The 23,860-nt window shown below is 69.8% G+C and carries 22 protein-coding genes, 2 pseudogenes and 1 riboswitch; of the genes and pseudogenes, 14 read left to right on the top strand and 10 right to left on the bottom strand.

The features are described from left to right. The first annotated feature begins 133 nt into the window (after positions 1-133). The 3 genes from ACZ60B_RS21190 to ACZ60B_RS21200 all read left to right on the top strand — a co-directional run bounded on the left by ACZ60B_RS21190 (position 134) and on the right by ACZ60B_RS21200 (position 2,226). Positions 134-523: a hypothetical protein gene (locus ACZ60B_RS21190; RefSeq protein WP_469389119.1), complete on the top strand. Its 390-nt coding sequence runs from the start codon at positions 134-136 to the stop codon at positions 521-523. A gap of 231 nt (positions 524-754) precedes the next feature. After that, a complete protein-coding gene (locus ACZ60B_RS21195; protein WP_469389121.1) occupies positions 755-1,243 on the top strand; it encodes a DinB family protein in 489 nt (162 codons plus the stop codon). Between the two features lie 236 nt (positions 1,244-1,479). After that, complete coding sequence (locus tag ACZ60B_RS21200; RefSeq protein ID WP_469389123.1) at positions 1,480-2,226, top strand: MBL fold metallo-hydrolase; 747 nt, start codon at positions 1,480-1,482, stop codon at positions 2,224-2,226. Between the two features lie 25 nt (positions 2,227-2,251). Here the strand turns inward: ACZ60B_RS21200 and ACZ60B_RS21205 are convergent, their stop codons facing one another. Then, positions 2,252-3,028, bottom strand: coding sequence for an alpha/beta fold hydrolase (locus ACZ60B_RS21205; protein WP_469389125.1), 777 nt, complete (start codon positions 3,026-3,028; stop codon positions 2,252-2,254). A gap of 160 nt (positions 3,029-3,188) precedes the next feature. Next, positions 3,189-3,332 (bottom strand): hypothetical protein, encoded by a 144-nt coding sequence (locus tag ACZ60B_RS21210; protein ID WP_469389127.1) that lies wholly within the window; start codon positions 3,330-3,332, stop codon positions 3,189-3,191. A gap of 112 nt (positions 3,333-3,444) precedes the next feature. On the opposite strand from ACZ60B_RS21210, the gene ACZ60B_RS21215 reads away from it, so the two are divergent. Beyond that, a complete protein-coding gene (locus tag ACZ60B_RS21215; protein WP_469389129.1) occupies positions 3,445-3,882 on the top strand; it encodes a cytidine deaminase family protein in 438 nt (145 codons plus the stop codon). A gap of 134 nt (positions 3,883-4,016) precedes the next feature. Here ACZ60B_RS21215 and ACZ60B_RS21220 read toward each other — a convergent pair whose 3' ends face one another. Next, entirely contained in the window at positions 4,017-4,568 is a 552-nt protein-coding gene (locus ACZ60B_RS21220) for an isochorismatase family protein (RefSeq protein ID WP_469389131.1), read from the bottom strand. 164 nt (positions 4,569-4,732) lie between these two features. Further along, positions 4,733-6,022 (bottom strand): DUF4241 domain-containing protein, encoded by a 1,290-nt coding sequence (locus ACZ60B_RS21225; RefSeq protein WP_469389133.1) that lies wholly within the window; start codon positions 6,020-6,022, stop codon positions 4,733-4,735. A 217-nt stretch (positions 6,023-6,239) separates the two neighbouring features. Here ACZ60B_RS21225 and ACZ60B_RS21230 point away from each other — a divergent pair, with 217 nt between their 5' ends. Beyond that, positions 6,240-6,920: a cysteine hydrolase family protein gene (locus ACZ60B_RS21230; protein WP_469389135.1), complete on the top strand. Its 681-nt coding sequence runs from the start codon at positions 6,240-6,242 to the stop codon at positions 6,918-6,920. Positions 6,921-6,941: 21 nt separating this feature from the next. On the opposite strand, the gene ACZ60B_RS21235 is transcribed toward ACZ60B_RS21230, so the two are convergent. From ACZ60B_RS21235 to ACZ60B_RS21255, 5 genes and pseudogenes are all read right to left on the bottom strand, one after another. Continuing rightward, a complete protein-coding gene (locus ACZ60B_RS21235; RefSeq protein WP_469389137.1) occupies positions 6,942-7,337 on the bottom strand; it encodes a (2Fe-2S) ferredoxin domain-containing protein in 396 nt (131 codons plus the stop codon). After that, entirely contained in the window at positions 7,318-8,139 is an 822-nt protein-coding gene (locus tag ACZ60B_RS21240; protein ID WP_469389139.1) for an ABC transporter ATP-binding protein, read from the bottom strand. Before ACZ60B_RS21240 ends, ACZ60B_RS21235 begins: the two co-directional genes overlap by 20 nt. Next, positions 8,136-9,149 carry a FecCD family ABC transporter permease gene (locus ACZ60B_RS21245; protein ID WP_469389141.1) on the bottom strand — a complete coding sequence of 338 codons (1,014 nt, stop codon included), beginning with the start codon at positions 9,147-9,149 and terminating at the stop codon, positions 8,136-8,138. The genes ACZ60B_RS21240 and ACZ60B_RS21245 overlap by 4 nt, the downstream gene beginning before the upstream one ends. Next, positions 9,146-10,189, bottom strand: a complete 1,044-nt coding sequence (locus ACZ60B_RS21250; RefSeq protein WP_469389142.1) for an ABC transporter substrate-binding protein — start codon at positions 10,187-10,189, stop codon at positions 9,146-9,148. Before ACZ60B_RS21250 ends, ACZ60B_RS21245 begins: the two co-directional genes overlap by 4 nt. Positions 10,190-10,250: 61 nt before the next feature. Next, a riboswitch (cobalamin riboswitch) is annotated at positions 10,251-10,426 on the bottom strand. A gap of 14 nt (positions 10,427-10,440) precedes the next feature. Next, positions 10,441-10,591 (bottom strand): annotated as a pseudogene (locus ACZ60B_RS21255) (short-chain fatty acyl-CoA regulator family protein); the annotation flags it as partial. Positions 10,592-10,739: 148 nt separating this feature from the next. On the opposite strand from ACZ60B_RS21255, the gene ACZ60B_RS21260 reads away from it, so the two are divergent. The 6 genes from ACZ60B_RS21260 to ACZ60B_RS21285 all read left to right on the top strand — a co-directional run bounded on the left by ACZ60B_RS21260 (position 10,740) and on the right by ACZ60B_RS21285 (position 16,580). After that, on the top strand, positions 10,740-11,072 hold the full coding sequence (locus tag ACZ60B_RS21260) for a hypothetical protein (protein ID WP_469389144.1): 333 nt from the start codon (positions 10,740-10,742) through the stop codon (positions 11,070-11,072). A gap of 27 nt (positions 11,073-11,099) precedes the next feature. After that, the gene (locus ACZ60B_RS21265; protein WP_469389146.1) at positions 11,100-12,521 is read left to right on the top strand and encodes a hypothetical protein; all 1,422 of its coding nucleotides are present in this window, start codon (positions 11,100-11,102) and stop codon (positions 12,519-12,521) included. After that, positions 12,521-14,248 (top strand): Hsp70 family protein, encoded by a 1,728-nt coding sequence (locus ACZ60B_RS21270; RefSeq protein ID WP_469389148.1) that lies wholly within the window; start codon positions 12,521-12,523, stop codon positions 14,246-14,248. Before ACZ60B_RS21265 ends, ACZ60B_RS21270 begins: the two co-directional genes overlap by 1 nt. 47 nt (positions 14,249-14,295) lie before the next feature. Next, positions 14,296-15,147 carry a hypothetical protein gene (locus ACZ60B_RS21275; RefSeq protein WP_469389150.1) on the top strand — a complete coding sequence of 284 codons (852 nt, stop codon included), beginning with the start codon at positions 14,296-14,298 and terminating at the stop codon, positions 15,145-15,147. A 444-nt stretch (positions 15,148-15,591) separates the two neighbouring features. After that, positions 15,592-16,161, top strand: coding sequence for a hypothetical protein (locus ACZ60B_RS21280; protein ID WP_469389152.1), 570 nt, complete (start codon positions 15,592-15,594; stop codon positions 16,159-16,161). Further along, positions 16,158-16,580 (top strand): hypothetical protein, encoded by a 423-nt coding sequence (locus ACZ60B_RS21285; protein WP_469389154.1) that lies wholly within the window; start codon positions 16,158-16,160, stop codon positions 16,578-16,580. Before ACZ60B_RS21280 ends, ACZ60B_RS21285 begins: the two co-directional genes overlap by 4 nt. 107 nt (positions 16,581-16,687) lie before the next feature. Here ACZ60B_RS21285 and ACZ60B_RS21290 read toward each other — a convergent pair whose 3' ends face one another. Continuing rightward, positions 16,688-17,011, bottom strand: a complete 324-nt coding sequence (locus ACZ60B_RS21290; protein ID WP_469389156.1) for a WhiB family transcriptional regulator — start codon at positions 17,009-17,011, stop codon at positions 16,688-16,690. Between the two features lie 1,087 nt (positions 17,012-18,098). Here ACZ60B_RS21290 and ACZ60B_RS21295 point away from each other — a divergent pair. The 3 genes and pseudogenes from ACZ60B_RS21295 to ACZ60B_RS21305 form a co-directional block, all read left to right on the top strand. Further along, on the top strand, positions 18,099-22,121 hold the full coding sequence (locus ACZ60B_RS21295; protein ID WP_469389158.1) for an amino acid adenylation domain-containing protein: 4,023 nt from the start codon (positions 18,099-18,101) through the stop codon (positions 22,119-22,121). A gap of 61 nt (positions 22,122-22,182) precedes the next feature. After that, a complete protein-coding gene (epsC, locus tag ACZ60B_RS21300) occupies positions 22,183-22,827 on the top strand; it encodes a serine O-acetyltransferase EpsC (RefSeq protein ID WP_469389160.1) in 645 nt (214 codons plus the stop codon). Positions 22,828-23,263: 436 nt separating this feature from the next. Beyond that, positions 23,264-23,860, top strand: a pseudogene (locus ACZ60B_RS21305) (ATP-grasp domain-containing protein); the annotation flags it as partial.

The following is a 23,860-nucleotide window of genomic DNA, read 5'->3' on the forward strand; positions in this document are numbered from 1 at the left end:
CGCCTCCCATGCGAGCAGGCCTTTCGCATCAGGATTGGACAGCGTTGTGGCCCGCACTCCGCCCCGCGACGCTGGGCGCGTGCAGATTCCCGGCGCGGAGAGACCGCGTGCGTACATCGACAGGGGGAAAATCATGAACAGACGAAAGATGATCGCGGTCACCGCGGCGGCCTCCGCCGTGGCGGGGGTGCTTCTCCTCGCCCCCGCGTCACCGGCCTCCGCGGCCACATCCTGTTACGACAGCGCCAAGACCATCACCGGCACCGACGACAACTGGCACTGGCCCGCAAGTGACCCCAACTACCGGTACACCACGTCGTACTGCAACGACATCAACGTGAAGATCACCACGACGGTGAAGGTTCAGACCTGCTTCGAGCCGTCGAGCGGCGGCTATTACTGCAACAGCATGCGCACCGTCTATGCCAACACCTGGGGGCTCGCGGCCACGGACGTGAAGGACGGCACCAAGTTCTGGCTCGTCTTCAACACTTCACAGGTCCGGGGCCTCGTCGCCTACTGAACCGAGGTGCGCTCGCGGCAGCGAGCGGTGCCCGGCCGCACCGAAGAAGCGGCCGGGCACCGCAGGGCCCGCCCACAAACGGCAAGCAGGTCGGCGCGCAGGCCGATGAGGGCGACGGCAGCAACGGCACACCGCGGCGGTCCGGGTGGACGCGGGCCGACACCCGCCTGCGGCCCTGCCACGGGCGCGCGCACGGCACCGGTTGTCAGTGGCTGCTGGAAGCATGAGCACATGGACACAGACGGCATCGAGAAAAGGGCTCTGTCGGCGTTCCTCGCGGCGCAGCGAGCCAGTGTGCTGGCCATTGTCGATGGTCTCGGCACGCAAGCTCTGACCACGTCGGTCCTGCCCTCCGGCTGGACCCCTCTGGGGCTCATAGAACACCTGGGGCATGCGGAGCGGCACTGGTTCCAGGAGGTCGTCACCGGGGCGGTCGAGCCGTTGGACTGGCCCGACGACCATGCCGCGTTGACGACGCCCCGATCGCCGGAGACGGTTTTCGCCTTCTACGACGAACAGTGCCGGCGCTCCGACGCTGTGATCGCCCGCACGCCGCTGTCGGCACCTCCGCGGGGCCGTCACCCCGGTCCGCTGGGGGACGAAGTCACCGACCTTCGCGGGATCGTCCTGCACATGATCGAGGAGACCGCGCGTCACGCCGGCCATCTGGACATCGTCCGCGAACTCCTCGACGGACGCACAGGACTCGGACCTCGCTGACGGTCGTACCGAGGGCCGGTCTCCGACTCTGATCGGCGTGCGCCGGTGGCGGGCGAACCACTCGGTGCCGTGGACGAGGAGCGGGGGTCGTCGCGAGGAGGATGCCGGACACCCGCCGGTCGGTGCAGTGGGGGAATTACACGACCGTCGTCATACGAAAGCGATGAGTTTGGCCGCGGATCGCAGTCTCAGCAACGCAACCAACGACGGGAGTCGAGATGGACGGGCTGAATCAGGTGGCCGACGGCGTCTGGGTCCGGCAGAGCGAGTGGGTCTGGACCAATTCCGTCGTGGTGCGCGCCGAGGAGGGGTTGATCCTGATCGATCCCGGCATCGACGGCTCCGAGTTGAGCCGGCTCGCCGATGACGTGGAACGGCTCGGCATTCCGGTGGTGGCCGGGTTCTGCACCCATCCCCACTGGGACCACCTGCTGTGGCATGCCCGGTTCGGCGAGGTGCCGCGCTACGCCACTCCCGCCGCCGCGCACCTGGCCGGCCAAGCACGGGAGCGCGCGCAGGCGATGGCGGCGGAGAGCGCCTCCGGCATCCCCCTCGACCTGGTCGCGCTCGTCACCCCGCTGCCCACGGACGGCGGACCCGTGCCGGGCGAGATCATCGAGCATCAGGCGCACGCCGTCGGCCATGCCGCCGTCCTCCTCGCGGACCGGGGCGTCCTGCTGGCCGGCGACATGCTCTCCGATGTCCTGATCCCGCTCCTCGACGTTCGCCAGGGCGATCAGGTGGGAGCCTACGAGACCGCGCTCGACCGGCTGGAAAAGGCCGCCAGGCAGGTCGACGTCGTGGTCCCCGGCCACGGCGCCGTTGCGAAGGGTGCCGAGGTGGCGGCGCGCCTCGCCGCCGATCACGCGTACATCGACGCGCTGCGGCGAGCAGCGGAACCGGTCGACTCACGTCTTGATCAGGACTGGCTCTCCGGCCCCCACCAGTCGAACCTGGAGCAGGCCCGTCAGTCATCCGGATGAACGATGCACTTCGGCGTGATCGCCCTCATGCGCAGTCGGCCGGCAGGGCCGCCCTGGCCAGCCAGTCGTCAATCAGTCCCGCCAGGACGTTCGGCTGCTCGTGTGGAAGCGCGTGACCGGCGCCGTCCAGCACTGCCAGGGTGGCCCGCGGGTAGTGGTCGAGCAGGTCCGCGGCCGCCACGTACCCGACGACGGAGTCCTGCCTGCCGGCCACGACGAGTGTCGGACCCTGGTAGGCCGGCCCCTCCGTCTCTTCGAGTTCCCATCGCTCACCGATCCGCTCCATGGCGGCCCGGTCGACGAGGGGGATCGCCGGGGCGACGAACCGCTCGTAGCGGTCGAGCATCGCCGGCGATTGCACCACGAAATAGCGGCGGAACTCCTCACTGCCCAAATCGTCTGCCGCGACCAGCGCCTGATGCGCCGGGATATCGCGGGCCCCTGTGAGCAGCGGACAGACGAGGGCCAGCCCGGCGACCCGGTCTGGGCGTCGAACTGCAATCCCTTGGGCGTAGTAGGCACCGGCCGAGTGGCCGACGACAAGGACGTCGTCTGCCCCTGAGACCTCATCGGCGAAGCCGAGCAGCACGTCGAGAACGTCGTCGGCGCTGCGCAGAGACGCAGGTGCCGGCGTACGCCCCATTCCGGGGAGGTCAGGATAGATTCGCCGGCAACCGTCACGCGCACCCAGAGCCGGCTCGAAGCAGGCCACGGCCTCGCGGTGGTCGACCCCCGCTCCGTGCAGCACCAGCACCGGCCTGCCTTCGCCGTACTCCACGTGGTGCACCGACACGTCGCCCACCGCACACTCCATCCGGTCAACCTATCAACGCAGCACTCCTGCCTGCCGTAGCGGTACGGCCGGACTGGTCCCAGGTGCAGTCCGCGGTCAGCAGCCGGCCGGCGCTGCCGTGCGAACTCGTCGGAACGGTGCAGTTCTGAGAGGTCGTCAGCCGTTGCGCTCACTCCCTGGGCTTCACGACATGTCCGAGACGGCGAGCCGCGACGAGCGCGAGACGGCACTCGACCGGCAAGTCCAGCAGTGCGCTCCTGAAGTCCAGATCCAGGTAGTCGATGTCGGTGATGGCGGCGCCGCACGGGCCCATGACGCGGTTACCGCCGTCCGAAGTGGATCTCCTTGAAGTTTTTGGCGATACTCCGGCGCAACTCCTGGTCGTCGGCGCCGACGTCACCTGAAACCGCATGGAGGCAGAGAAGATGACCGTACAGACCGACCATGTCGACGACGAACTGATCCAGGCAGCGGCGCACGTCGCGGCCACACGCTGCCGGGGCGACAACCACACCATGGCGGCTGCGGCCCGCACCCGGGACGGCCGGATCGTCACCGCGGTGAACGCCTACCACTTCACCGGAGGCCCCTGCGCGGAGCTGGTCCTGATCGGCGCTGCTGCCGCTCAGGGCGTCTACGAACTGGACGCCATCGTCGCCGTGGGTGACCGCGACCGGGGCGTCGTGCCCCCGTGCGGCCGTTGCCGCCAGGTCCTGCTTGACTACTTCCCAGACCTGAAGGTCATCGTCGCGACGAACGACGGTCTTCGGGCGGTCCCCGTCCGCGACCTGCTTCCCGAAAGCTACATCTGGGCGGACCACCGGCTCGACGCTGACGAGAGCACACCACCCAGCACGAGCTGACGCCCAGGCGATGACAGGGCGAACGCTGCCACCAGCGCACCGGACAGAGCGGCGCACAGCAGGGAATCACGGTGAAAGCAGGCGTCGTTGACGGAGCCACAACCCCAGGGTTCGTGCAGGCCCGCTGCGCGGTTCTATCCGGCGATCGCCTCGGCCGCGAAGTCCACCTCCACGGCCGGGAGTACCTTGATCACGCGGTCGGCGTAGGCGATGGTCGCGAAGAGCGCGTTGTGGTGGACGATCACCTGGGCCGCGCTCGGCAGCGGACTGTCGGCGGGGCGCTGCGGGGTCGTGTGGCCGTCGGCGACGAGGACGAGGTCGTAGCCGTGCGAGAGCGCGCTACGGCTGGTGGAGTCGACGCAGTACTCGGTGGCGAAGCCGGTGACGACCACGCGGCGGACGCCGTGTTCACGCAGGAGCCCGTCGAGCGGCGTGCCCAGGAAGGAGTCGGCGCTGTCCTTGTCCAGCACGATGTCGTCCGGTTGCGGGGTCACCGCCGGATGGATGTCCAGCAGCTGCGCCGGCACACCGGGGAGGTCGACCCGCTGGCGCAGGTAGAGGACGGATGCGCCGGCGGCGCGGGCACGCTCGGCCAGTCCGGCGACGCGGCTCAGGCATGCCCCGGCGTCGTGGGCCCCTGTTACCAAGGCGCTCTGCAGGTCGATGATGAGCAGCGCGGTGTCCATGTCCGCAGCCTATCCGCGCCTCGACACGGCGTGACGGCCACTTCCGCAAGACCACCGCTCGTACACCGGCGGAGTGGGCGGGGACGGATTTTTCCGGCTGACGGCGTACCTGCCGCACGGCGGTACAGGGGGCAGGCGGGTCCCAGGAACCCGCCTTCGACCCCTCAGGCAACAGCGGTAGCCGCGCTCTCCGGGAGCAGCTCGGGCATCCCCTCCACCAGCACCACCACCCCGACCACCTCGCCGGCCTCGGAACGGCCGACCCAGACGGGATAGGTGCCGTCCGCCGTCGTCGCGAAGGCCACCAGCTCGCCGCCGGAGGCCCGGTCCCTGGTGCGCAGTATGTACATGGAGTCGTCGATGTCCTCGTACACGTTCGGGTCCAGGTTCGGGTCTCCTTGGATCAGCCCCTTCTCGAAGAGCGCGAGAAGCGGCTCCCACGCCCCGGCGTCGGCGAAGCAGCCTGTGGCGCCGTCGGTGTCGAAGCCGGAGATCCCGTCCTCCAGGAGCAGGCGGGGGTCGTCGTCGGGCCGGAGGGCCATCTCCCAGGTGGCGGCGGGGATGTCGCTCACCAGCACACGGACGGCTGTGGTGGCCGTGCGCGTGACCCGGCTCCCCTCCCACTCGCAGTGGTAGGTGTGGCGGGCCTGTGCCTCCTCCAGTACGTACTCCCCTGGCGGGACGGCGACCGTGAGGTGCGGCCCGTCGCCGTCGTCGATGTCCGGGCCGGAGACGGCGAGCAGTCCGCTGGGCACGCGCAGCACGCCGATCCGGCGCGGTTCCACGACCGTCATCTCGGGGTGGTGGCCGTCGGTCACACGCACACCGGGCCGGAACAGCTCGGTGATCGGCCCGGGCTGCGCGGGGCGGGGCGGACGCCAGCAGGTGACCGGCTCGAGCCCGCTGCTGTCGTCGGTGGCCTCGGTGATCTCGAAGACCGGCGGCTGGGTGAGCCCGTGGACCCGGGCCGAGAACAGCGGCCATGCGCCGAAGGCGGGCCGGTCCATCCATCGCTCGTGGTCGCGGACCCCGGGCAGCGTGACGTGCGAACCCCCGCGCTCGCCCCGGGGTTCCTCCGTCCGCAGGCCTCGCCCGTCCGGGAAGAGCTCCACGGTGACACGCGGACACGTCTCGTCGAATTCCGCCATCTCCGGGTCGGTGTAGCTCCAGCGGACGACGCACCGGCGCAGCAGCCGGGCCGGGTCGTCCAGCAGCCGCATGTCCAGGTCGTAGGTACGGCGGCCCTGGGCGTCGTAGACCCACAGCCCGACATAGCGGTCCCGCCAGGAAACGAGCCGGACTTCCAAGGGAGCCTCCCGGCCCGCCGCCCGGTGCACCACCACGTACGGAAGCCCGGCGGCATCGCGCTCGCGAGCCTCCCCCACCGATATCGGCCGCCAGGGCCGGCGGGCCTCCAGGTCCCACCCCTGCGCGTACCCCACCTCGACCACCATTGCCACTCCCCGCTGCCGCTCGTCCACGTGCTGAGCTGCAACGTAGCCGCCGCCTCTGACAACGGCCCCACGGCGCCGGGCAGCGGCAGCGCCCAGGGCGACGAAGTGAAGTTCCCTCCGCCCAGAAGGCTGTTGAGCGTGCCCTCGATTCCAAGTCCCCCGACCGCAGCACGATTTCTCGGCGGTCGCGCCGCGGTCGGCCGCATAGGGTCGCACCATGACGTCACCAGATGCGGGGTCCCAAGAGCCGTACACCGCACCGCACTTCGCGACCTCCGCGCTCATCACGATCGATGTGCAGCGCGACTTCCTCTCGGAAGCCCCGTACGGGGTGCCGGGGACCACGGAGATCCTGCCCGCGCTGCGGCGGACCGTGTCCGCCTTCCGCGCCGCCGGGCGGCCCGTGGTGCACGTGGTGCGCCTGTACGAGGAGGGCGGGGGCAACGCCGATCTGGTGCGGCGCGGGCTGCTGGAGTCCGGGGTGCGGATCGCCACGCCCGGCTCGCCGGGCAGCGAGCCGGCCGACGGGCTTCTGCCCGAGGACGCGCCCGCCCTGGACCCGGCGCTGCTGCTGTCCGGCAGGCCGCAGCGGTTGGGGCCGTACGACCATGCGGTGTTCAAGCCGCGCTGGGGTGCCTTCTATCGCACCTGCCTGGAGGAGCTGCTGCGTGAACTCGGTGTGGACACGCTGGTGTTCGCCGGGTGCAACCTGCCCAACTGCCCGCGGGCCAGCATCGTGCAGGCGTCGGAGCGGGACTTCCGGGTCGCGCTGGTGCGGGACGCGGTCTCTCGGGTGACGGACTCGGCCCTGACGGAACTCGCGGGCATCGGCGTCCGGATCCTCGACACCGTCGCACTCGAAGGGCTGCTGGCCGAGCGGACCGCTGACGCGGGCTGACGCCGATCGAGACGGCGGTCATCAGGAAGTTGCCGTCCTGCGGGGCGGGGTGAAGACGTAGAGGTCGAGAATGTCGGAGCAGGGGGCGATGCCGGGGCCGCCGGCCTGGATCCAGGTGGCGATGTCCTCGGTGGCGTCGGGGTCGTTGACGAGGCCGAGCCAGACCGGGCGGGCTCCTGCGGCACGTGCGGCGGCGGAGGGCTGGACGACGAACACGTTGGCGTGTTCGCACACGCCGAGGCAGTCCGAGACGCGTACGGGCACCTGCTCGGTCAGGCGCGCGAGTTGGCGGTCGTGGTCCACGCCGGTGATTTTCGGGGTTCCGCAGCAGCAGTCCCGGCAGACGACGACGCGGCACGGTGCCGGGTCGGCGGAGGTGGGCGCCGGGTCGGCTGGTTCATGGCGCGGTCGAGGCATCGCTCGTCACACTCCTCGTCGGGCGGGATCCGTCCGGGGTGACCGGGCGCAGGTAGCGGATCACGGGGTGGCCGGGGTCGTGGGTGACCTCGGTGCGGACGCCGTAGACCCGTTCGATGAGGTCGGGCGTCAGGACCGCGACCGGGGTGCCCTGCGTGACCGCGCGGCCGTCGCGCAGGACGAGCAGGCGGTCGCAGTACATCGCGGCGAGGTTGAGGTCGTGCAGGGCGATCACGGTGGTGACCGGCAGGCTCGCGACGAGTTCCAGCAGGTCGAGCTGGTGCTGGATGTCGAGGTGGTTGGTGGGTTCGTCGAGGAGGAGTTCTCGGGGTTCCTGGGCGAGCGCGCGGGCGATCTGGGTGCGCTGGCGTTCGCCGCCGGAGAGGGTGTGCCAGGACTGACCGGCCCGGTCGGTCAGTCCGGTGTGCCGCAGGGCCTCGGTGACGGCTTCACGGTCGGCCGTGGTCGGGGGTGTCCAGGCGCGGCGGTGCGGGACACGGCCCAGCGCGACGACCTCGCGGACGGTGAGCTCGGTCTGGGTGTCGGCGTGTTGTTCGACGGTGGCGACTCGGCGGGCGGTGGCGCGGCGGCCGACCTCGGCGAGCGGGCGCCCGTCCAGGGTCACGACTCCGGCGGTGGGGGTGAGGGTCCCGGCCAGCAGTCTCAACAGCGTCGACTTGCCCGATCCGTTGGGGCCGAGCAGGCCGATGGTTTCGCCGGGGCACAGGGCGAGGGTGACGCCGTCGACGACGACCTTGTCGCCGATGCGTCGTACGACGCGGTCCGCGTGCAGGCTGGTCATGTCCTGCTCCGTCCGCGGTAGAGGACGGCGACGAAGGCCGGTACGCCGATCAGGGACGTCACCACGCCCACCGGGACCTCCTGGGGGTCGAGGACGGTACGGGCGAGGGTGTCCACCCACACCAGGAAGACGGCCCCGGTCAGCGCGGCGACGGGCAGCACACGGGTGTGCCCGGAGCCGGTGAGGGCTCGGGTGGCGTGCGGGAGGACCAGGCCGACGAAGCCGATCGCGCCGGCGCAGCTGACCAGGGCGGCGATGAGCAGCGCGGTCGCGCAGAGCAGGACCAGGCGGGTGCGGGCGACGCGGACTCCGAGTCCGGCGGCGGCCTCGTCGCCGAAGGCGAACGCGTCCAGCGTACGGGCGTGCCCGAGGCAGACGACGAGGATCACTGCCAGGACGACGGTGCAGAGCAGCACCTGTCCCCAGTCGGCGCCCGTGAGCGAGCCGAGCAGCCAGAAGAGCACGCCCCGGGTGGTCTCGGCGTCCGCCGAGGTGAGGACGACGAAGGAGGTCAGCGCGGAGAACAGCTGCATGGCCGCGACCCCGGACAGCACCACCCGGTCGGCGCTGGGGCCGAGGGTGTGGCTGAGCAGGAGCACCAGGGCGAAGGAGAGCAGCGCGCCGAGGAAGGCGCCGGCCGACAGGGACACCGCTCCCCCGCCCACGCCGAGCACGACCACGGCGACCGCTCCGGTGGACGCGCCGGAGGAGACCCCGAGCACGAAGGGGTCGGCGAGGGGGTTGCGCAGCAGCGACTGCATGACCGCGCCGCACACGGCGAGTCCCGCTCCGCACACGGCGGCCAGCAGGGTGCGCGGCATCCGCAGGTTCCATACGATGCCGTCGCGCAGCGGCGTCGACGTGCCTTCGCCGAGGCCGAGATGGGCCGCGACGGACGCCCAGACGTCGCCGGTGGAGATGTCGGCGGGGCCGATCGTCACGGCCACGGCGATCGACACGAGCAGCGCGATCAGTCCTCCGCCCGTCAACAGCAGGGAGCGGGCCCTCACCTGGCGAACCCGAAGGCACGCAGACCGGCTGCGACCTGCTCGATCCCCTCGATCGTGCGGATGGTCGGGTTCATCGCCTGCCCGCTCAGCAGGACGTACCGCTTCTTCTTCACGGCGGTCAGACTGCGGGTGGCGGGGTTGGACTCCAGGAAGCGGATCTTGGCCGCGGCGGTCTCGGCGGTCTGCTGCTTGCGGGTCAGGTCGCCGATCACGATGACGTCGGGGTCGCGGTCGGCGACCGTCTCCCAGTTGATCTGGGGCCATTCGTCGTGGGTGTCGGCGAAGGCGTTCTTCGCGCCGACCGCGCGGGTGATGACGCCGGGCGCGCCGCAGCAGCCCGCGAGGTAGGGCGACTGGGAGTTGGCGAACCAGTACATGAGGGAGACGTCCGAGGCGTGCAGTCCGGCGGTGGCCGTGCTCACCCGCTGTCCGAGCGAGGCGACGAGCTTCTCGCCGCGCTCCTCGACGCCGAACGCGCGTGCCAGGTCGCGGATCTCCCCGTGGACGGCGTCGAGGGTGAGCGGTTCGCTGCGCGATCCGTCACCGCCGCTGCCGTTGTCCTTGCCCGCCGAGCAGTCGGACGGCGAGACGTACGTGGGCACGCCCAGCTTCTCGAACTGCTCGCGGGTGGCGACCCCGCCCTTGCCGAGGGTGGAGACGAACGAGGCGGTCACGAAGTCGGGTTCGGCGTCCAGGACCTTCTCGAAGGAGGGGTTGTTGTCGGCGAGGCGCGGCACGGACGCGTCGGCCTTCGCCAGGTCCTTCATGACCGGGTCGGTCCAGGTCGCCGTACCGGCCATGCGGTCGGCGAGACCGAGGGAGAGCAGGATCTCGGTGGTGCCCTGGTTGAGGGAGACGGCTCGCTTCGGCGCCGCCTTCAGGGTGACCTGGTGGCCGCAGTTGTCGAGGGTCACCGGGTAGCCGGCGGCGGAGGTCTTCTCGGCTTTCGCGTCGTCGCCGGCGGAGCCGCAGGCGGTGAGCAGCAGCGCGGACGCGAGGAGGAGCGCCGGGGTGCGGAGAAGTGCGGGGGTACGGAGCACGGGCAAGCCTCTGGGGTCGGGGCTCGTACGCGGAGCCTGGCCTACGGACGTCCCTCCGCGCGGGGGCGCGAAGGTGCCAGCAGGTCTTCGGACTCGGGTTCGTCCGGTCGGGGCGCCTTCCCGGTCTCCCAGTGGCGTCGTGCCCCGCCCGTCCCCCTCACCGCTGCGCGTCAGTTCCGGATTCGCACCGGATTCCCTGGCCTCGGGTGTGGCTCGACTGGCCCGCTGAGGCTATCAAGTCCGTCGTACGGTCAGATCGTGCGATCGGTCACGGGGCAGGGAGCGGAGGTGCTGGTGTTCCGGTCGATCCACAGGGGCCGGCCGAGCGGCGGTACGCCCCGCCGGGGACAGTCGGACGGCGAGGCGTTCACAGACGCGGCAGCCCAGGCCGATGCCCCGGGCCCTCTGGATTTCTTCCGGTAATCAATGTGACGGAAGATAAATCCGTCGCCTATTTTCGGCGGTCGAACATTCGAGCCGTATTCCCCCGAGGACTTGCACGGGTATATCGTACGAGTCCGCTTGAAGATCTATTCCCCTTGGGGGCGGCATGGGGGATTTTTCCTCATTCCTCGATCCGACGCATTTCGATCTCCCGCAGCACGATCCCACGTCCCTCGACGGCCTCGATCAACCCTCCGACCTCGCGCCCTCCCCCACCGGCGATCCGCCGGCGCAGGGCGACGGCTTCCACCCGGCGCAGGCCTCCCCCTACGAGCACACGCCGTACGACCCCCACGACCACCAGGACCCCCACGCCTCCCAGGTCCACTTCGGCGCCGGGGACTGCCCTCACTGCGGAGGCCTCGGACAGTCGCGTTGGATCTCCTCCCAGACCGACGAGCCCTGCTGGTACTGCAACCATTCCGGGGTGGCCCCTTGAGCACCGAGATCGGCGGGTGAGGCCGAAATGGATCCCATATCCGCCGGTGTCCTGGGTGTTCTCGCCCTGGGGCAGGCCGCCGGCCACGTGTTGAACTGGTACAAGAGCAAGCGCGACGGATCGTTCCAGGAACAACAGGAATTCCTCGCCGAAGTACGCGAGAAAGAGGCGCGACGTTCTCACAAGAATCTCCTCGCCAGGGACCGCGCGCTCAGGGAGGACCGGAGGCAGGAGGCGGACACCGCCTACGAGCGCGCACTGCACCGGGACCAGGAAATGGCCGCGCGCCACGAACAGGACGCCCGGATCGCACATGAACACACCCTGGAGCGGGACCGCATCCTCGCCGGCACCCGCGCCCAGGAGGCGACCACGGCACACCGACGCTCCCTGGAGCGGGACCTCTATCTGACCAAGCTGCGCATCGAGGAGGCGGACCTGGCCTTCGACCGTGCCCGGCAACTCGCTGTGGTCCAGTCACAGCTACAGGTGAACACCCAGCGGGAGCTTCAGCGCCTGGCCCGCGAGCAGGCGAACAGCCCCTTCGCGGAAGACATCGAGAAGGTGCGCGAGAAGGTCCTGGAGAAGACGGGCGGCGGCAACCGGCCGGTGCTGATCATCGCCCCGTTCCACTACGAGGACTCCGGGCAGCGCAACGGCACGGCGGAACCCGGTTCGACGCTGGGCATCCGGCAGGCCTGGCTCACCTCCGCCTGGTCTCTCGACGCCGAGCCCTACGCCGGGCTGGTGACCCGTCCGCTGATCTGGCCCGACGCCGATGTGCAGACGATCCGGACCACGCTCCACGACCTGCCCGTGATCCTGGTCCAGGGCCAGGTGCAGGCGAACACCCGCCTGTGGCTCTCGCTGTCCGCGTGGAACCTCGGGGACACCAGCGGGACGAGGGTCGTCGACACCCACTTCCCGCCGATGCTGCTTCCGGGCGCCGAGGCCGGGGAAAAGCCGTCGGCGCTGGAGCGACTCGCCTTCGAGGACCACATCGCCGAACTCGTCACCCTGACCGCGGGCGCCCACGCCGAGTGGTTCCACATCCTCAAGAGCGGCCGCCCGCCACGGCTGCACAACCTGCTGCCCGCCGACCGGGACTCCGACCGCCGCGTGCTGGCCGCGAACAGCGCCGCACTGTACGAGGTGTGCGCCGAGCGAGGCATCGTCAGTCCGGAGCGGGCCAGGCTGACCCAGGCCGTGGTGCTGGCGGAGGGAGGACACGAGGCGCGGGCCGTCGACGTGCTGCGGTCGAGTCTCGCCCTCCTGGGCGGCACGACGGCCAAGGGCGCCCGGGATCCGGAACTGGCCGATCTGCTCAGCAGACTGGTCCATCTCGTCGAGCAGAGGGCCGACCCCGAGGCGAAGCGGCTCTTCGCCACGGCACTGGACGAACTGCGCGAGCAGGCGCTGCTGCACCGATTCGGCTGGGGGGACCTGTGATGAGCGGCAAGCACCGGGTGGTGGCGGCGATCGACTTCGGCACCCACGGGACAGGTTTCGCATGGGCCGTGGTGAACGAGATCAACCGTGACATGACCCAGCGCGAGGTGTTCTTCTTCGACCAGTGGTCCCAGGAACTCGCGTACGCCAAGAACCTCTCCGCCCTGCTGCTGGACCGGGACGGGAACCTGGAGGAGTGGGGTTACGCGGCGGAGGAGATCTGGCACACCGAGGGCTCCGCAACCGGCCGCCGCTATGTCAGCGGCTACAAGATGGCGCTCCAGCGGAATCTGAGCCACGGGGGCAGGGCGCGTATCGGCGGTGGGGACGGTGTGGTCTCCGAGACCGCCGACGACGTGCAGGACCTGATCCGGATGTGCCTGCGACAGGTCTACCGCAAGGCCGTCGCCCTCATCGAACGGGGCGGTATCTACAAGGAGGACGACATCCGGTGGTGTGTCACCGTCCCCGCCATCTGGGACAGTTACACCGCCGACCTGATGTACCAGACGGCCTGCCAGGCGGGGCTGCCCGACGACAGGGAGCGTCTGATCCTGTCGCTGGAGCCCGAGGCGGCCGCCCTGTACTGCATCGTCAAGGGCGAGCAGGCACTCCAGCGCCCCGGACAGATCTTCATGGTGGTCGACGCGGGAGGCGGGACCATCGACATCACCTCCTACCGGGTGGAGAACGGCCGCAAACTCAGCCAACTGGCCACGGCCAACGGAAGCAAGGCCGGATCGAACTACCTCAACCGCTACTTCGTGACCGAGGTCCTGTGTGACCGCTTCGGCCCGTCGTTCATCGACAAGGTCTCCGAGCACCACGCCACGGACCTGTACGAGCTCGTGCGGAAATGGGAGGGGCTCAAGCGGGCGGTGACGGTGACGGGCGCCAAACCCCTCATGCTGCCCCTGACGGCGCAGATGTACGCGCTGGTCTCCCAGGACCCTCCGGCGCTGGCCCGTTTCGAGGAGCGGCAGGGCGGTGTGGTCACGGCCATCGTCATCTCCGCCGAGGAAGTCCGCGATGTCTTCGAGAAGGTCGTCGCGAGCGTCGTCGACGAGGTCCGGGAACAGACGGCGCGGATGCGGACGAACGGCGGCTCCGACGGTGGGGAAATCGCCATTCTCGTGGGCGGGTTCGCCGAGTCCCCGTATCTCCAGGAACGCCTCTCCGCTCACTTCACCGAACAGAGGATGCGGTTGCACATCCCCCCGCGGCCATCGGCGGCCGTGATGGCCGGCGCCACCCATTTCGCGTACGACCCCTCCGTCATCCGGGCCAGAAGGGCACCGCTCACCTACGGTGTGGCGACCTCGATGGCCTTCCGGGAGAAGGCCGATCCGAAGGCCAAGCGCTTCACGGACGAGGACGGAAGGGTCCTGTGCGCCGACCGGTTCGACGTGTTCGTGTGCAACGGGGATCCGGTCGACACCGACTCCTACGAGCGGCGCACCTATATCCCGGTCAGCTCGGAACAGACCGGGCTGAACATCGAGATCTACTCCACTCGGGACACCGCGCCGGAATACACCACCCAGGCGGGAGTGGACCACATGGCATCGCTGTCGATCAGCCTGGAGAAGTCGATGCATCTGCCCAGGGACAAGCGGGAGGTCGAGGTCAAGATGTTCTTCGGTGAGTCGCGGGTCCGCGTGGAGGCGAAGAACACGGAGTCCGGCGAGAACGCCACTGCCGAGATCAAGTGGAAGCCGACCTGGTGATGCGGATATTGAGGTTCTTCGGGCTGGGCGGAGAAAGGAAAACAGCATTGGAAGCGGTACGGGTCCCTGGTCCCGACGGCAAGCTGACGTTGGTGGTGCTGGACGACTGGGCACTCCAGGTCGCGCACGGCCTGGAGAAACTCACCGGTAGCGTCGACGAACTGGCCCGTCGCAACGACATGTTGAACCGGGAGAAGCGCAGGCTCGGCGACACGGTCGCGCAGCAGCTGGTGGAACTGGCCTCCGCCCGCGAGCGGATCACGCGGCTGGAGAGCGACCTCGAGGACTGCGCCGCAACCGTTTCCGAACTCCAGCGGGCCTTCGCCGACATCGACCAGCGGTTCACGAACATCGCGGGCGGTATCGCGGCGGCCACCCACCCCGGCCGGCTCACGGAGGACGAATTCGGTCACCACGACCTGGGCAAGCGCTACGGCGACTTCGTCCAGCAGCACGTCATGCCGCTGGCACTGCAGTCGTCGGGTGTCCACCTCAGCCCGTACGAGCAGGCCCGAGTGGTCGCGGACATCTGCCTGATGCTGTTCGGGGAAGCCGAGCCGGAACCGACGCGCCTCACCGACGTACTGACTCGCCACCGACTGACCGTCGACCGTCGCGAGCTGTCGGAGCTGTGCGAGCAGGCTCGTCTGATCAGGAGCGAGGCGCGGCATCTCGGGCGCAGCCAGCGCTGGGTCTTCGACGTACCCGACGACCGGTTCGACGCGAAGCGGCAGCAGCAGTTCGTGGGTTCGGCCATGGGCCACGAGCACGAACTCGCCGTCACTCTGGTGGTGGCGCCGTCCTACGTCGTCGGCGACGGCACGTCGATCGCTCCGCAGCAGGTCTTCACCGTACGGCGCGACGCGGCCGACACGTCGAGGTCCGTCCCGACGGCCTGACGAGGGCGAGCCCGAAGCGGGCCGCCGCCCCCACCGTGGCGCCCCGTTCACCCACGCCGTCGCCGAGTCGTGCACGACTGACCCGAGTTCAATGCCGGCCGCCCCCTACCTACGGTCCTGCTCCGAACACCCGACGCACGGCCGCCGCGTACTTCCGCGGCGGCCGGTCCGCGCTGTCCGCAATCCCCCGGGGAAGGGAACCGCCTCGATCGAACGAGTTTGGGTCGCGACCGCCCTGAGCCCCAGCGCCCCGCCCCCGACAATGGGACTCCCGTTCACCGAATGCCCTCCGAGCGGGCCGTGACGGGACCAGGTCGGCTGCGCTTTTGGACCATCAGTGCCACACCGACGCCCAGACGGAGGACACGCCATGCGTCCCATCCCTGCCCCCTTGCGGCAGCCTCGCCGGGCGGCACTTCGCCCGCGCCCGCTCCCGAGCCGCAGATGCGGTACGTCGACCTGACCGACAGCCGCGAGGCAGTCGGCCGCTCCATCAGGATGCGCGACATGGCCCGGCGTCTGCCGCAACCGGTGCGCCGCTCGCCGGCCCTTGCCCGGCGCCTGGACCGACGAGTGGCCGTCGGCCTCCTGCTGTGCCGGGCCGTCACCGGCGTGATGCACACCCTGGTCGTCATCGTCGGCACCCTGACCGCCCTGTACCGGCTGTCCTCCCGGCTGGGCCCGGTCACTGGCGACCTGATCAACGAGGGACAGGATCTGATCGCCTCGGGCCCGGCCGTGCTGGAGCCCGACCGGTGCGTGGAGTGGCGGTGGTGGAGCCGGTGGGGCGCTCTTGCTGGGACGTCACCGTCCATGGACCGCGCGACATCCGGCAGCGGCACTCGCCACCGCAGCCGAGCCGAGCCGAGCCGCAGGATGCTGTCGGGCAACCAGGTGAAGGCGCCGGCTGTGCGCGACATCGCGGGTGGGCTGGGAGATCATCCCGTTGAGGGTGGGATGATCTCGTCCTCTCCGGTACGCCTGTCGACGCCACGTGTACCGGATCGCCGGTGACCGACGAGGAAGACGATGGATCGATGACACTGAACGTGGGCCAACGGGTGCGGCTGGCGATGGATCTGCGCTTGGCCGGGTCGGCGACCCCGGATGGGGAGCTTCCGGAGGAGACGGGTGCTTTCGCCGCTTCCGCGGCCCTGGCAGCAGGCGTCGAGGGCACTGTCGAGCGCGTGGTCGAGCATCACCGGCAGCAGAGCCAGGAGGTCCGTGAGTACCTGCGCCTCAAGTCGCTCCTCGACGACTTCGGCCACCAGATGCCGCCGGCGAGCAGAGGGCAACTGGAGGAGCAGGTAGGGGCCTTGGAAGAGCAGTGGGTCGCCTACCAGCGACAGATGCTCCGCGTCACGGTCCGTGTCCGGCTCGACAACGGGTTCGTCCTCGACGACGCCCCCGAGGAAGCCTTCGCGTCCGCTTGACCGGGCGCCGCGAGGCGAGACCTTCTCCCCGTCTGCCGGCTTGATCGGTCGAACAGGGTTCCTGTTCGACCGATCAAGCCCGCCGGTCGACAAACGGATGCCGACAACTATCCGGTCTCGAGCGGGCGTTCGGTGTCGCCCTGTCCGCTGTTGCGCCTGTGTTCCGCGCGTGCGGCCTCGAGCAGGCCCCGCCAGGATGTCACGGTCGGACGTCTCCGCAGGAGGCTGCGCCTCTCGCGTTCCGTCATTCCTCCCCAGACGCCGTGCTCGATACGGTTGTCCAGGGCATGAGCAAGGCACTCGGTGCGTACCGGGCAACCGCTGCAGACCGCCTTCGCCTTGTTCTGTGCTGCTCCTTCGACGAAGAGTTCGTCGGGTTCAGCGGTGCGGCACATTGCGTGTGCTGTCCAGTCATCCTCGCCCGTACTCATCCCCGGTACCGTCCTCCCCCGGCTCGCGCAGCCGACGCTCGTACGAATGCAATGCATTGACCGTACGCCAACCGCACAGCGGCGGTGCGCCCCCGGGGTACCCGGGCAATCCTGTTGAGCGGCAACGGCGTTGACATGAGCGGCAGGCAGCTCGAGCCGCGGTGCGGGGCGGCCAGACCCTCGGCGGCCTGGCCGGCAGTGGCGCCGGACGTCGGGGCGACGGCCATCGCCGGCCGGGCTTCCAGCGCTGCGCTCCAGGCCCCGCAGATACACCGAATCCTCCGGGTGAAGCGGTGCCAAGTAATCCGGTACCGCTTTCCGTTGCAGCTTCGTGAACGCTCTTTTACGGCCCATCCGCCGCCGGTCGGCAGCCGCCCAGAACTAGTTGCAAGGCGCATTCACTGCCGCAGACGGCCGGAAACGTGCATGCTTCCCGCGAGGCGTCTGGCCGATTCCCTTCATCCCCCTCGAATCAGGCTGCCGCGATAGCGGCGGAACGAGGAGCGCCCCCCTCCCCATCAGCGACACGCCCATAGCAGACAAACGGAATTGAGTCCCTCTATTTGCATCTCGCAACGCATCAGACGGACAGGGATGGCCGAGAGCGCGGCGGGTGCAAACATCAAGAAAGTGGACCAACCGCCCCATTTCTCGATGTCGCGTCGGTCATCTCCGTCGTGTACGTTCCGATTCGCCACGCAGACGATTGACTTGTTCTGATCAGAGCAGCGCCCCCCGGGGGGGAAGGTGCAGGGTCGTCGCAGCCGTACGGACGGATTCGGGGGAGGCGTAGAAGGCATGTCGGCAAGGTCCTTTGAGCGAGCGCAGAACCCACGGGTCCGATGTCCGGAAAGGCGCTGGGCGCCGGCCTGGAACCGTACGGTTTCGGCACGTCTTCCAGCGGCTGACCGCAGACACGACACAGGTCTTCCAGCTGATTCCAGCTTTGATGAAGCCCATCATCGATCGCGCTTTTCTCATGCCTGTTTTCGCCGGCCGGTTACGCGCGTCGACTCAACTTGACGAATTCTAGGTTCGAAGGATGATGGCGAAACTAACGGGGTCCGAGGAATTTTCCCTGTCCGACATGCTGCGCGCGGCCACCGCCGTCCGGCCCGACCGGACGGCTGTCGCCTGCGGCACGCAGCGGCTGACGTTTCAGCAGCTCAGTGAGCGCAGCATGAACGTGGCCGGCCACCTGCGGCGACTGGGTGTGCCGGCGGACGTACCGGTCGGCATCTTCGTGGAGCCGTCCGTCGACCTCGTGGTGAGCGTCTGGGGTGTCCTGCACTCGGGTGCCCCGTACCTGCCGCTGTCGCCGGAGTACCCGGACGAACGTATCCGCTACATGATCGCGGACTCGAGGACCGAGGTCATCCTGACGGAGGAGTCCTTGGCTTCCCGACTGGCCGCGATGACGCCACCGGGAACGCGGATCGTCACGGTCGCGCAGACTCAGGCTCCCGCAAAAGCCTTACCGGGCAAGGGATTCGAGTTCCCGTACCCCTCCGCGGCAGCCACGCACGGCCACGATCTCGCCTACGTCATCTACACCTCGGGGAGCACCGGCAACCCCAAAGGCATCGGCATCGAACACCACAGCATCGTCGGTCAGATGCGCTGGCTGGCCGACGAACAGGGACTGGACGAACGCAGGACGGTGCTGCAGAAGACACCGCTGAGTTTCGACGCCGCCCAGTGGGAGGTCCTCGCGCCGGCCTGCGGCAGCAGCGTGGTGGTGAGCGAACCGGGCCGCTACGCCGATCCCGGCGGGCTCATCGATCTGATCGTCGCGAACGAGGTCACCACCCTTCAGGGTGTGCCGACGCTTCTCCAGGCACTGGTCGACACCGGACGCCTGTCCGACTGCACCTCGCTCACCCACGTGTTCAGCGGCGGCGAGGCGCTCACCAGGACCCTGGCGATCGAACTGCTCGACGCGCTGCCGGACTTGGAACTGGTCAACCTGTACGGCCCGAGCGAGTGCACGATCAACGCGTCGGCCCACCCCGTGGACCGCGCCACCGTCCACCGCGGGCCCGACCACATCTCCATCGGCCGGCCCGTGCACGGCATGAGCTTCCACATCCTCGATGCCGCACGCCGGCCGGTGGCACCTGGCGCGTCGGGTGAACTGCACATCGCGGGACCCCAGCTCGCCCGCGGGTACCTGAACAATCCCGAGCTGACCGCCGAACGATTCATCTCCAACCCCTTCTCCACCGGGCCCGATTCCGCTCGCCTGTACCGCACCGGAGACCTGGCCCGGTGGAACGACGACGGCACCGTCCAGTTCCTCGGCCGTACCGACAGCCAGGTCAAACTGCGCGGTTTCCGGGTCGAGCTGGACGAGATCAAGGTGTCCGTCGAGAAGCACGACTGGGTCAAGCGCGCCGCCGTCCTGGTCCGGGAGGACACCCGAGTCGGCGCCAACCTCGTCGCCTTCGTCGAGCTCGACCCCCGGCGGGCCGCGCTGATGGACCAGGGCAACCATGGCGCCCACCACCAGTCGAAGCGGAGCAGGCTGCAGCTCAGGGCGCAGTTGGCGAATCTGGGTGTCCGCGAGGAAGAGGCGGCGGTCGTCGTCGAGTTGCCCGGGCGTTCGGCGACGGCCCGGCAGCGGCGCACGGTGTTCGCCCGCAAGTCGTACCGCTTCTACGAAGGGGGCGAGGTCACCCGGGCCGACATCCTGGAACTGCTCGCGCGCCCGTCCCGGGCGCCGGTCGCAGCCCGGACCCCGGACACCCTGACGCTGTCCGAACTCGGCTCCCTGCTGCGCTACTTCGGACAGTTCCCCAGCGGCGAACGGCTGCTGGCCAAGTACGGGTACGCCTCCCCCGGTTCGCTGTACGCCACCCAGTTGTACCTGGAGCTGTCCGGCGTCGCGGGCCTGGAGCCGGGCTACTACTACCACCACCCCGTCAGCCACCGGCTCGTGCTGATCAGCCCCGCTCCGGTCGGCCGGCCGAGGCTGCGCGTCCACTTCGTCGGACGCCGGTCGGCCATCGAACCGGTCTACCGCAACAACATCCAGGAAGTCCTCCAGTTCGAAGCCGGCCACATGATCGGCCTGTTCGACCACGTCCTGCCCCGGTACGGGCTGCGCATCAGCGCCCGCCCGGGAGCGCCCGAGGTCAAGGACGTGCTGCGCTGCCCCGGCGAGGACTACTACCTGGCCACCTACGAGGTGCAGACGGCTGCCGCCCCTGCCGACGGCAGCCCGGTCGACCTGTATGTGCAGGCCCACCCCGACCGGATCGCCGATCTGGCGGGCGGCCAGTACCGCTTTGACGGCAGCGAACTGGTGCGGGTGTCGCAGGAGTTGATCCGCAAGCGGGACGTCATCGCCATCAACCAGGAGGTGTACGACCGCGCGAGCTTCGGGGTCAGCATGATCGGCCGGGCGCCGCAGCCCTGGCAGCGGTACGTCGACCTCGGCCGGGAACTCCAGCGGCTTCAGATGAACGGCCGCCACCTGGGGCTGATGTCCTCCGGCTACAGCTCCGAGACCGGCAACCCGCTGCCGTCCGCCCGGCGCATCGCGCACATCGGCGGCCACGGCCGGGACGCGGCGTCCTACTTCGCCGTCGGCGGCCGCGTCAGTGCCGAACAGCGGCTCAGCGAAGGGATGAAGGAGGACTCCGTCCATATGCGCGGGCCGGCCGAGATCGTCAAGGACCACCTCGCCGCGGCCCTGCCTCCGTACATGGTGCCCAACCGGGTCACCGTGCTGGACTCCTTCCCGCTCACCCCGAACGGCAAGATCGACCACCAGGCGCTGCGCGAGCTGGACAGGGCCGCCGTGGACGACAGCGAGGCACCCGTCGTCCCACCGCGTACGCCCACCGAAGAGGCCATCGCCGCGCTGTGGCGCACGGTGCTGCGGCAGGAGCGGGTCTCGATCCGGGACAACTTCTTCGCCGCCGGGGGCCATTCGCTGACCGCGGTCAACCTGGTCGGCCGGATCAACCGGGAGCTCGGCAGTTCCCTGCCGTTGCAGGTGCTGTTCGACTCGCCGACCATCGCGGAGCTGGCCCGGCGCGTCGACCGTGAGCCCGCGACCGCGCTGCCCCGGCTCGTGCGGCTGCGGGCCGGGGACGGCGGGCGGCCGGTGTTCTGCTGGCCCGGGCTGGGCGGCTATCCGATGAGCCTGCGGCTGCTGGCCGGCAGGCTGGGGCTGGAGCGGCCGTTCCTCGGTGTGCAGGCGCACGGCATCAACCCGGGCGAGAGCGCGTATCCGACGTTCGACGAGATGGTCGCCAAGGACATCGAGCTCCTCCGGCAGGTCCAGCCGGTCGGCCCGTACACGCTGTGGGGGTACTCCTTCGGGGCCCGGGTGGCGTTCGAGGCGGCCCATCGACTGGAACGCGCCGGCGAGCGGGTCGACGAGCTGATCCTGATCGCGCCGGGCAAGCCGCCCGTGGAAGGCCGCGACGAGACGCCCGCCGAGGCCGCCGTCGGCTTCACCGACCGCACCTTCGTCTCGATCCTCTACTCGGTGTTCGCCGGGAACCTCGAACGGTCGGCCGTCGACGCGTGTCTGGCCGCCACCCACGACGAGGACTCCTTCATCGCGTTCGTCTGCGGCCGGTTCGAGCACCTGGAGCGTGACCTGGTGCGCAGGATCGTCGCCGTGGTGCGCCAGACCTTCCTCTTCGAGTACGCCCCCCACGAACTGGCCGAGCGCAGCGTCGCGGCGCCGATCACGGTGTTGCGGGCCCGCGGTGACCAGGACTCCTTCCTCGACTCCGGGCACCCGCTGTCGGCCACTCCCCCCACCGTCCGCCGGCTCGAGGCCGATCACTACGAGCTTCTGCGCGCGAACGGCATCGCCGAACTCGTCGCCTCCCTCCAGACCGCACGACTCCCCAGAAAGGCCATCGGAGTGCCCCACGTCAGCATCAAGCATTTCCCGAACGACCTCGAAGCCGACCAGATCTCGGCTCTCGTCGACGCGATCACCAGCGCGGTACGGACCGCGTTCTCCGTCGACGAAGGCGCGGTGTCGATCGCCCTCGAACCGGTGGCCCAGGACGTCTGGACCGAACGGGTCTACATACCCGAGATCACCAACGGCGCCGGGAACCTCGTCAAATCCCCGAACTACTGACACCCACGGACGAGTTCGACGTGCCAGCGAAGGACCAGGACATGACTCCACGGAGGACCGCATGCGCAAGGTGATCACCAGGGCGAGGGAAGACCTCTCCGTGATCGTCGAGCGGGACCCGTCGATCCGCACCCGCGCGGAGGCGCTGCTGCATCCCGCGCTGCCCGCGCTGTGGACCCACCGGCTGGCACACGCCCTGTACACCCGCGGGCACCGGCAGCTCGCCCGGCTCCTGGCCTACCTGGCCCGCGCGGTGACCGGCGGCATCGAGATCCATCCGGGCGCCACCCTGGGCCGACGCGTGTTCATCGATCACGGGGCCGCGGTGGTCATCGGGGAGACGGCCCAGGTCGGCGAGGACGTCACCATCTTCCACCAGGTCACCCTGGGCGCCGTCGGCTGGTGGCGGGACGGGCGCCGCGACCCCGGTGCCCGCCGGCACCCGGTCGTCGGCGACCGGGTGGTCCTCGGCACCAACGCCATCGTGCTGGGGCCGGTCACCGTCGGCGACGACGCCCTGGTCGGCGCGGGCTCGCTCGTCCTGGGCGATGTGCCGCCCGGCGCCCGCGTCATGGCCCCCGCGGCCGAGATCGTCCAGCCGCTGTCACCCGTGGACCGCGCGCAGGCCGACCGACCGCTGTCACCCGCGGACCGTGAGGAGGCCGACCGGCTGCTGCGCGCGCTGGCCACCTCCGGCTGCTGGTGACCGCCCGCCGGACCGCGCCGCCCGTCCACCGTCCGTCGTTCCAGCCGGCCACCGTACCGGCACGCCATCGGAGGCACAGATGATTCACGTCGGTGTCGTGGAGAGCAACCTCTCCGGATCCGGCTTCGAAGGCCTGCAGATCATCAAGGAACTCGACTGCCGCGTCACCTTCTTCACCCGCGACCTGGACCGGTACCTGGCCGTACCGGGCGGGCCCGCCTACTTCGACTCGTACGTCGACGAGATCGTCCACTGCGAGACGAACCTCTTCGAGGAGCTTCTGCCGCAGGTGCACGCGGCCGCGGCCGAGCATCCCTTCGACGCCTTCCTGACCCTGGCGGAGTACGACGTGGTGGTGGCCGCCCAGGTGGCCGTCCACCTCGGACTGCCCACGGTCAGCGTCGACGGCGTCGCCACCGCGCGCAACAAGGCGCTGATGCGCCGCCGCTGCGCCGAACTCGGCGTGGCCATACCGGCGTTCCGGACCGTGCGGACCCCGGCCGAGGCCGAGGCGGCCGCGGCGGAGATCGGCCTGCCCTGTGTGGTCAAGCCGGCCGACGAGACCAGCAGCGCCGACGTCCGGCTGGTGGAGAGCGCGGCGCAGGCCGCCGAGCACGTCGCTCTGATCCGGTCCCGGGTGGAGAACACCCGCGGCCAGGCCCGCTACCACGAGCTGCTGGTCGAGGAGTACCTGAGCGGCCCCGAGGTCAGTGTGGAGGTGCTGGCCGACAAGGACCGCTACGAGGTGTTCGGGGTGACCGACAAGTCGCTCACCGGGCAGGGTTACTTCGTCGAGCTGGCCCACACCTTCCCCTCCAGCCTGCCCGAGCCGGTGGTGCGCGCCTGCGGCGACCTGGCCGTGGAAGCGCTGCGCGCGGTCGGCTTCGACCTGGGCATGGCCCATGTCGAGATCAAGGTGACCGAGTCCGGGCCCAAGCTCATCGAGATCAACCCGCGGCCGGCCGGCGGCAAGATCACCCACCTCGTCGACCGCGCTCTGGGCATCAAGTCCCTGGAGCTGGTGGCCCGGCAG

It is taken from the genome of Streptomyces sp. NPDC104096 (genome assembly GCF_055584385.1).

Excerpts from the sequence above, each read along its gene's own strand:
- ACZ60B_RS21190 (WP_469389119.1), top strand. The coding sequence starts at position 134 with ATGAACAGACGAAAGATGATCGCGGTCACCGCGGCGGCCTCCGCCGTG.
- ACZ60B_RS21195 (WP_469389121.1), top strand. The coding sequence starts at position 755 with ATGGACACAGACGGCATCGAGAAAAGGGCTCTGTCGGCGTTCCTCGCG.
- ACZ60B_RS21210 (WP_469389127.1), bottom strand. The coding sequence starts at position 3,332 with ATGGGCCCGTGCGGCGCCGCCATCACCGACATCGACTACCTGGATCTG.
- ACZ60B_RS21215 (WP_469389129.1), top strand. The coding sequence starts at position 3,445 with ATGACCGTACAGACCGACCATGTCGACGACGAACTGATCCAGGCAGCG.
- ACZ60B_RS21220 (WP_469389131.1), bottom strand. The coding sequence starts at position 4,568 with ATGGACACCGCGCTGCTCATCATCGACCTGCAGAGCGCCTTGGTAACA.
- ACZ60B_RS21225 (WP_469389133.1), bottom strand. The coding sequence starts at position 6,022 with ATGGTGGTCGAGGTGGGGTACGCGCAGGGGTGGGACCTGGAGGCCCGC.
- ACZ60B_RS21230 (WP_469389135.1), top strand. The coding sequence starts at position 6,240 with ATGACGTCACCAGATGCGGGGTCCCAAGAGCCGTACACCGCACCGCAC.
- ACZ60B_RS21235 (WP_469389137.1), bottom strand. The coding sequence starts at position 7,337 with ATGCCTCGACCGCGCCATGAACCAGCCGACCCGGCGCCCACCTCCGCC.
- ACZ60B_RS21240 (WP_469389139.1), bottom strand. The coding sequence starts at position 8,139 with ATGACCAGCCTGCACGCGGACCGCGTCGTACGACGCATCGGCGACAAG.
- ACZ60B_RS21260 (WP_469389144.1), top strand. The coding sequence starts at position 10,740 with ATGGGGGATTTTTCCTCATTCCTCGATCCGACGCATTTCGATCTCCCG.
- ACZ60B_RS21265 (WP_469389146.1), top strand. The coding sequence starts at position 11,100 with ATGGATCCCATATCCGCCGGTGTCCTGGGTGTTCTCGCCCTGGGGCAG.
- ACZ60B_RS21270 (WP_469389148.1), top strand. The coding sequence starts at position 12,521 with ATGAGCGGCAAGCACCGGGTGGTGGCGGCGATCGACTTCGGCACCCAC.
- ACZ60B_RS21280 (WP_469389152.1), top strand. The coding sequence starts at position 15,592 with ATGCGGTACGTCGACCTGACCGACAGCCGCGAGGCAGTCGGCCGCTCC.
- ACZ60B_RS21290 (WP_469389156.1), bottom strand. The coding sequence starts at position 17,011 with ATGAGTACGGGCGAGGATGACTGGACAGCACACGCAATGTGCCGCACC.
- ACZ60B_RS21295 (WP_469389158.1), top strand. The coding sequence starts at position 18,099 with ATGCTGCGCGCGGCCACCGCCGTCCGGCCCGACCGGACGGCTGTCGCC.
- epsC (WP_469389160.1), top strand. The coding sequence starts at position 22,183 with ATGCGCAAGGTGATCACCAGGGCGAGGGAAGACCTCTCCGTGATCGTC.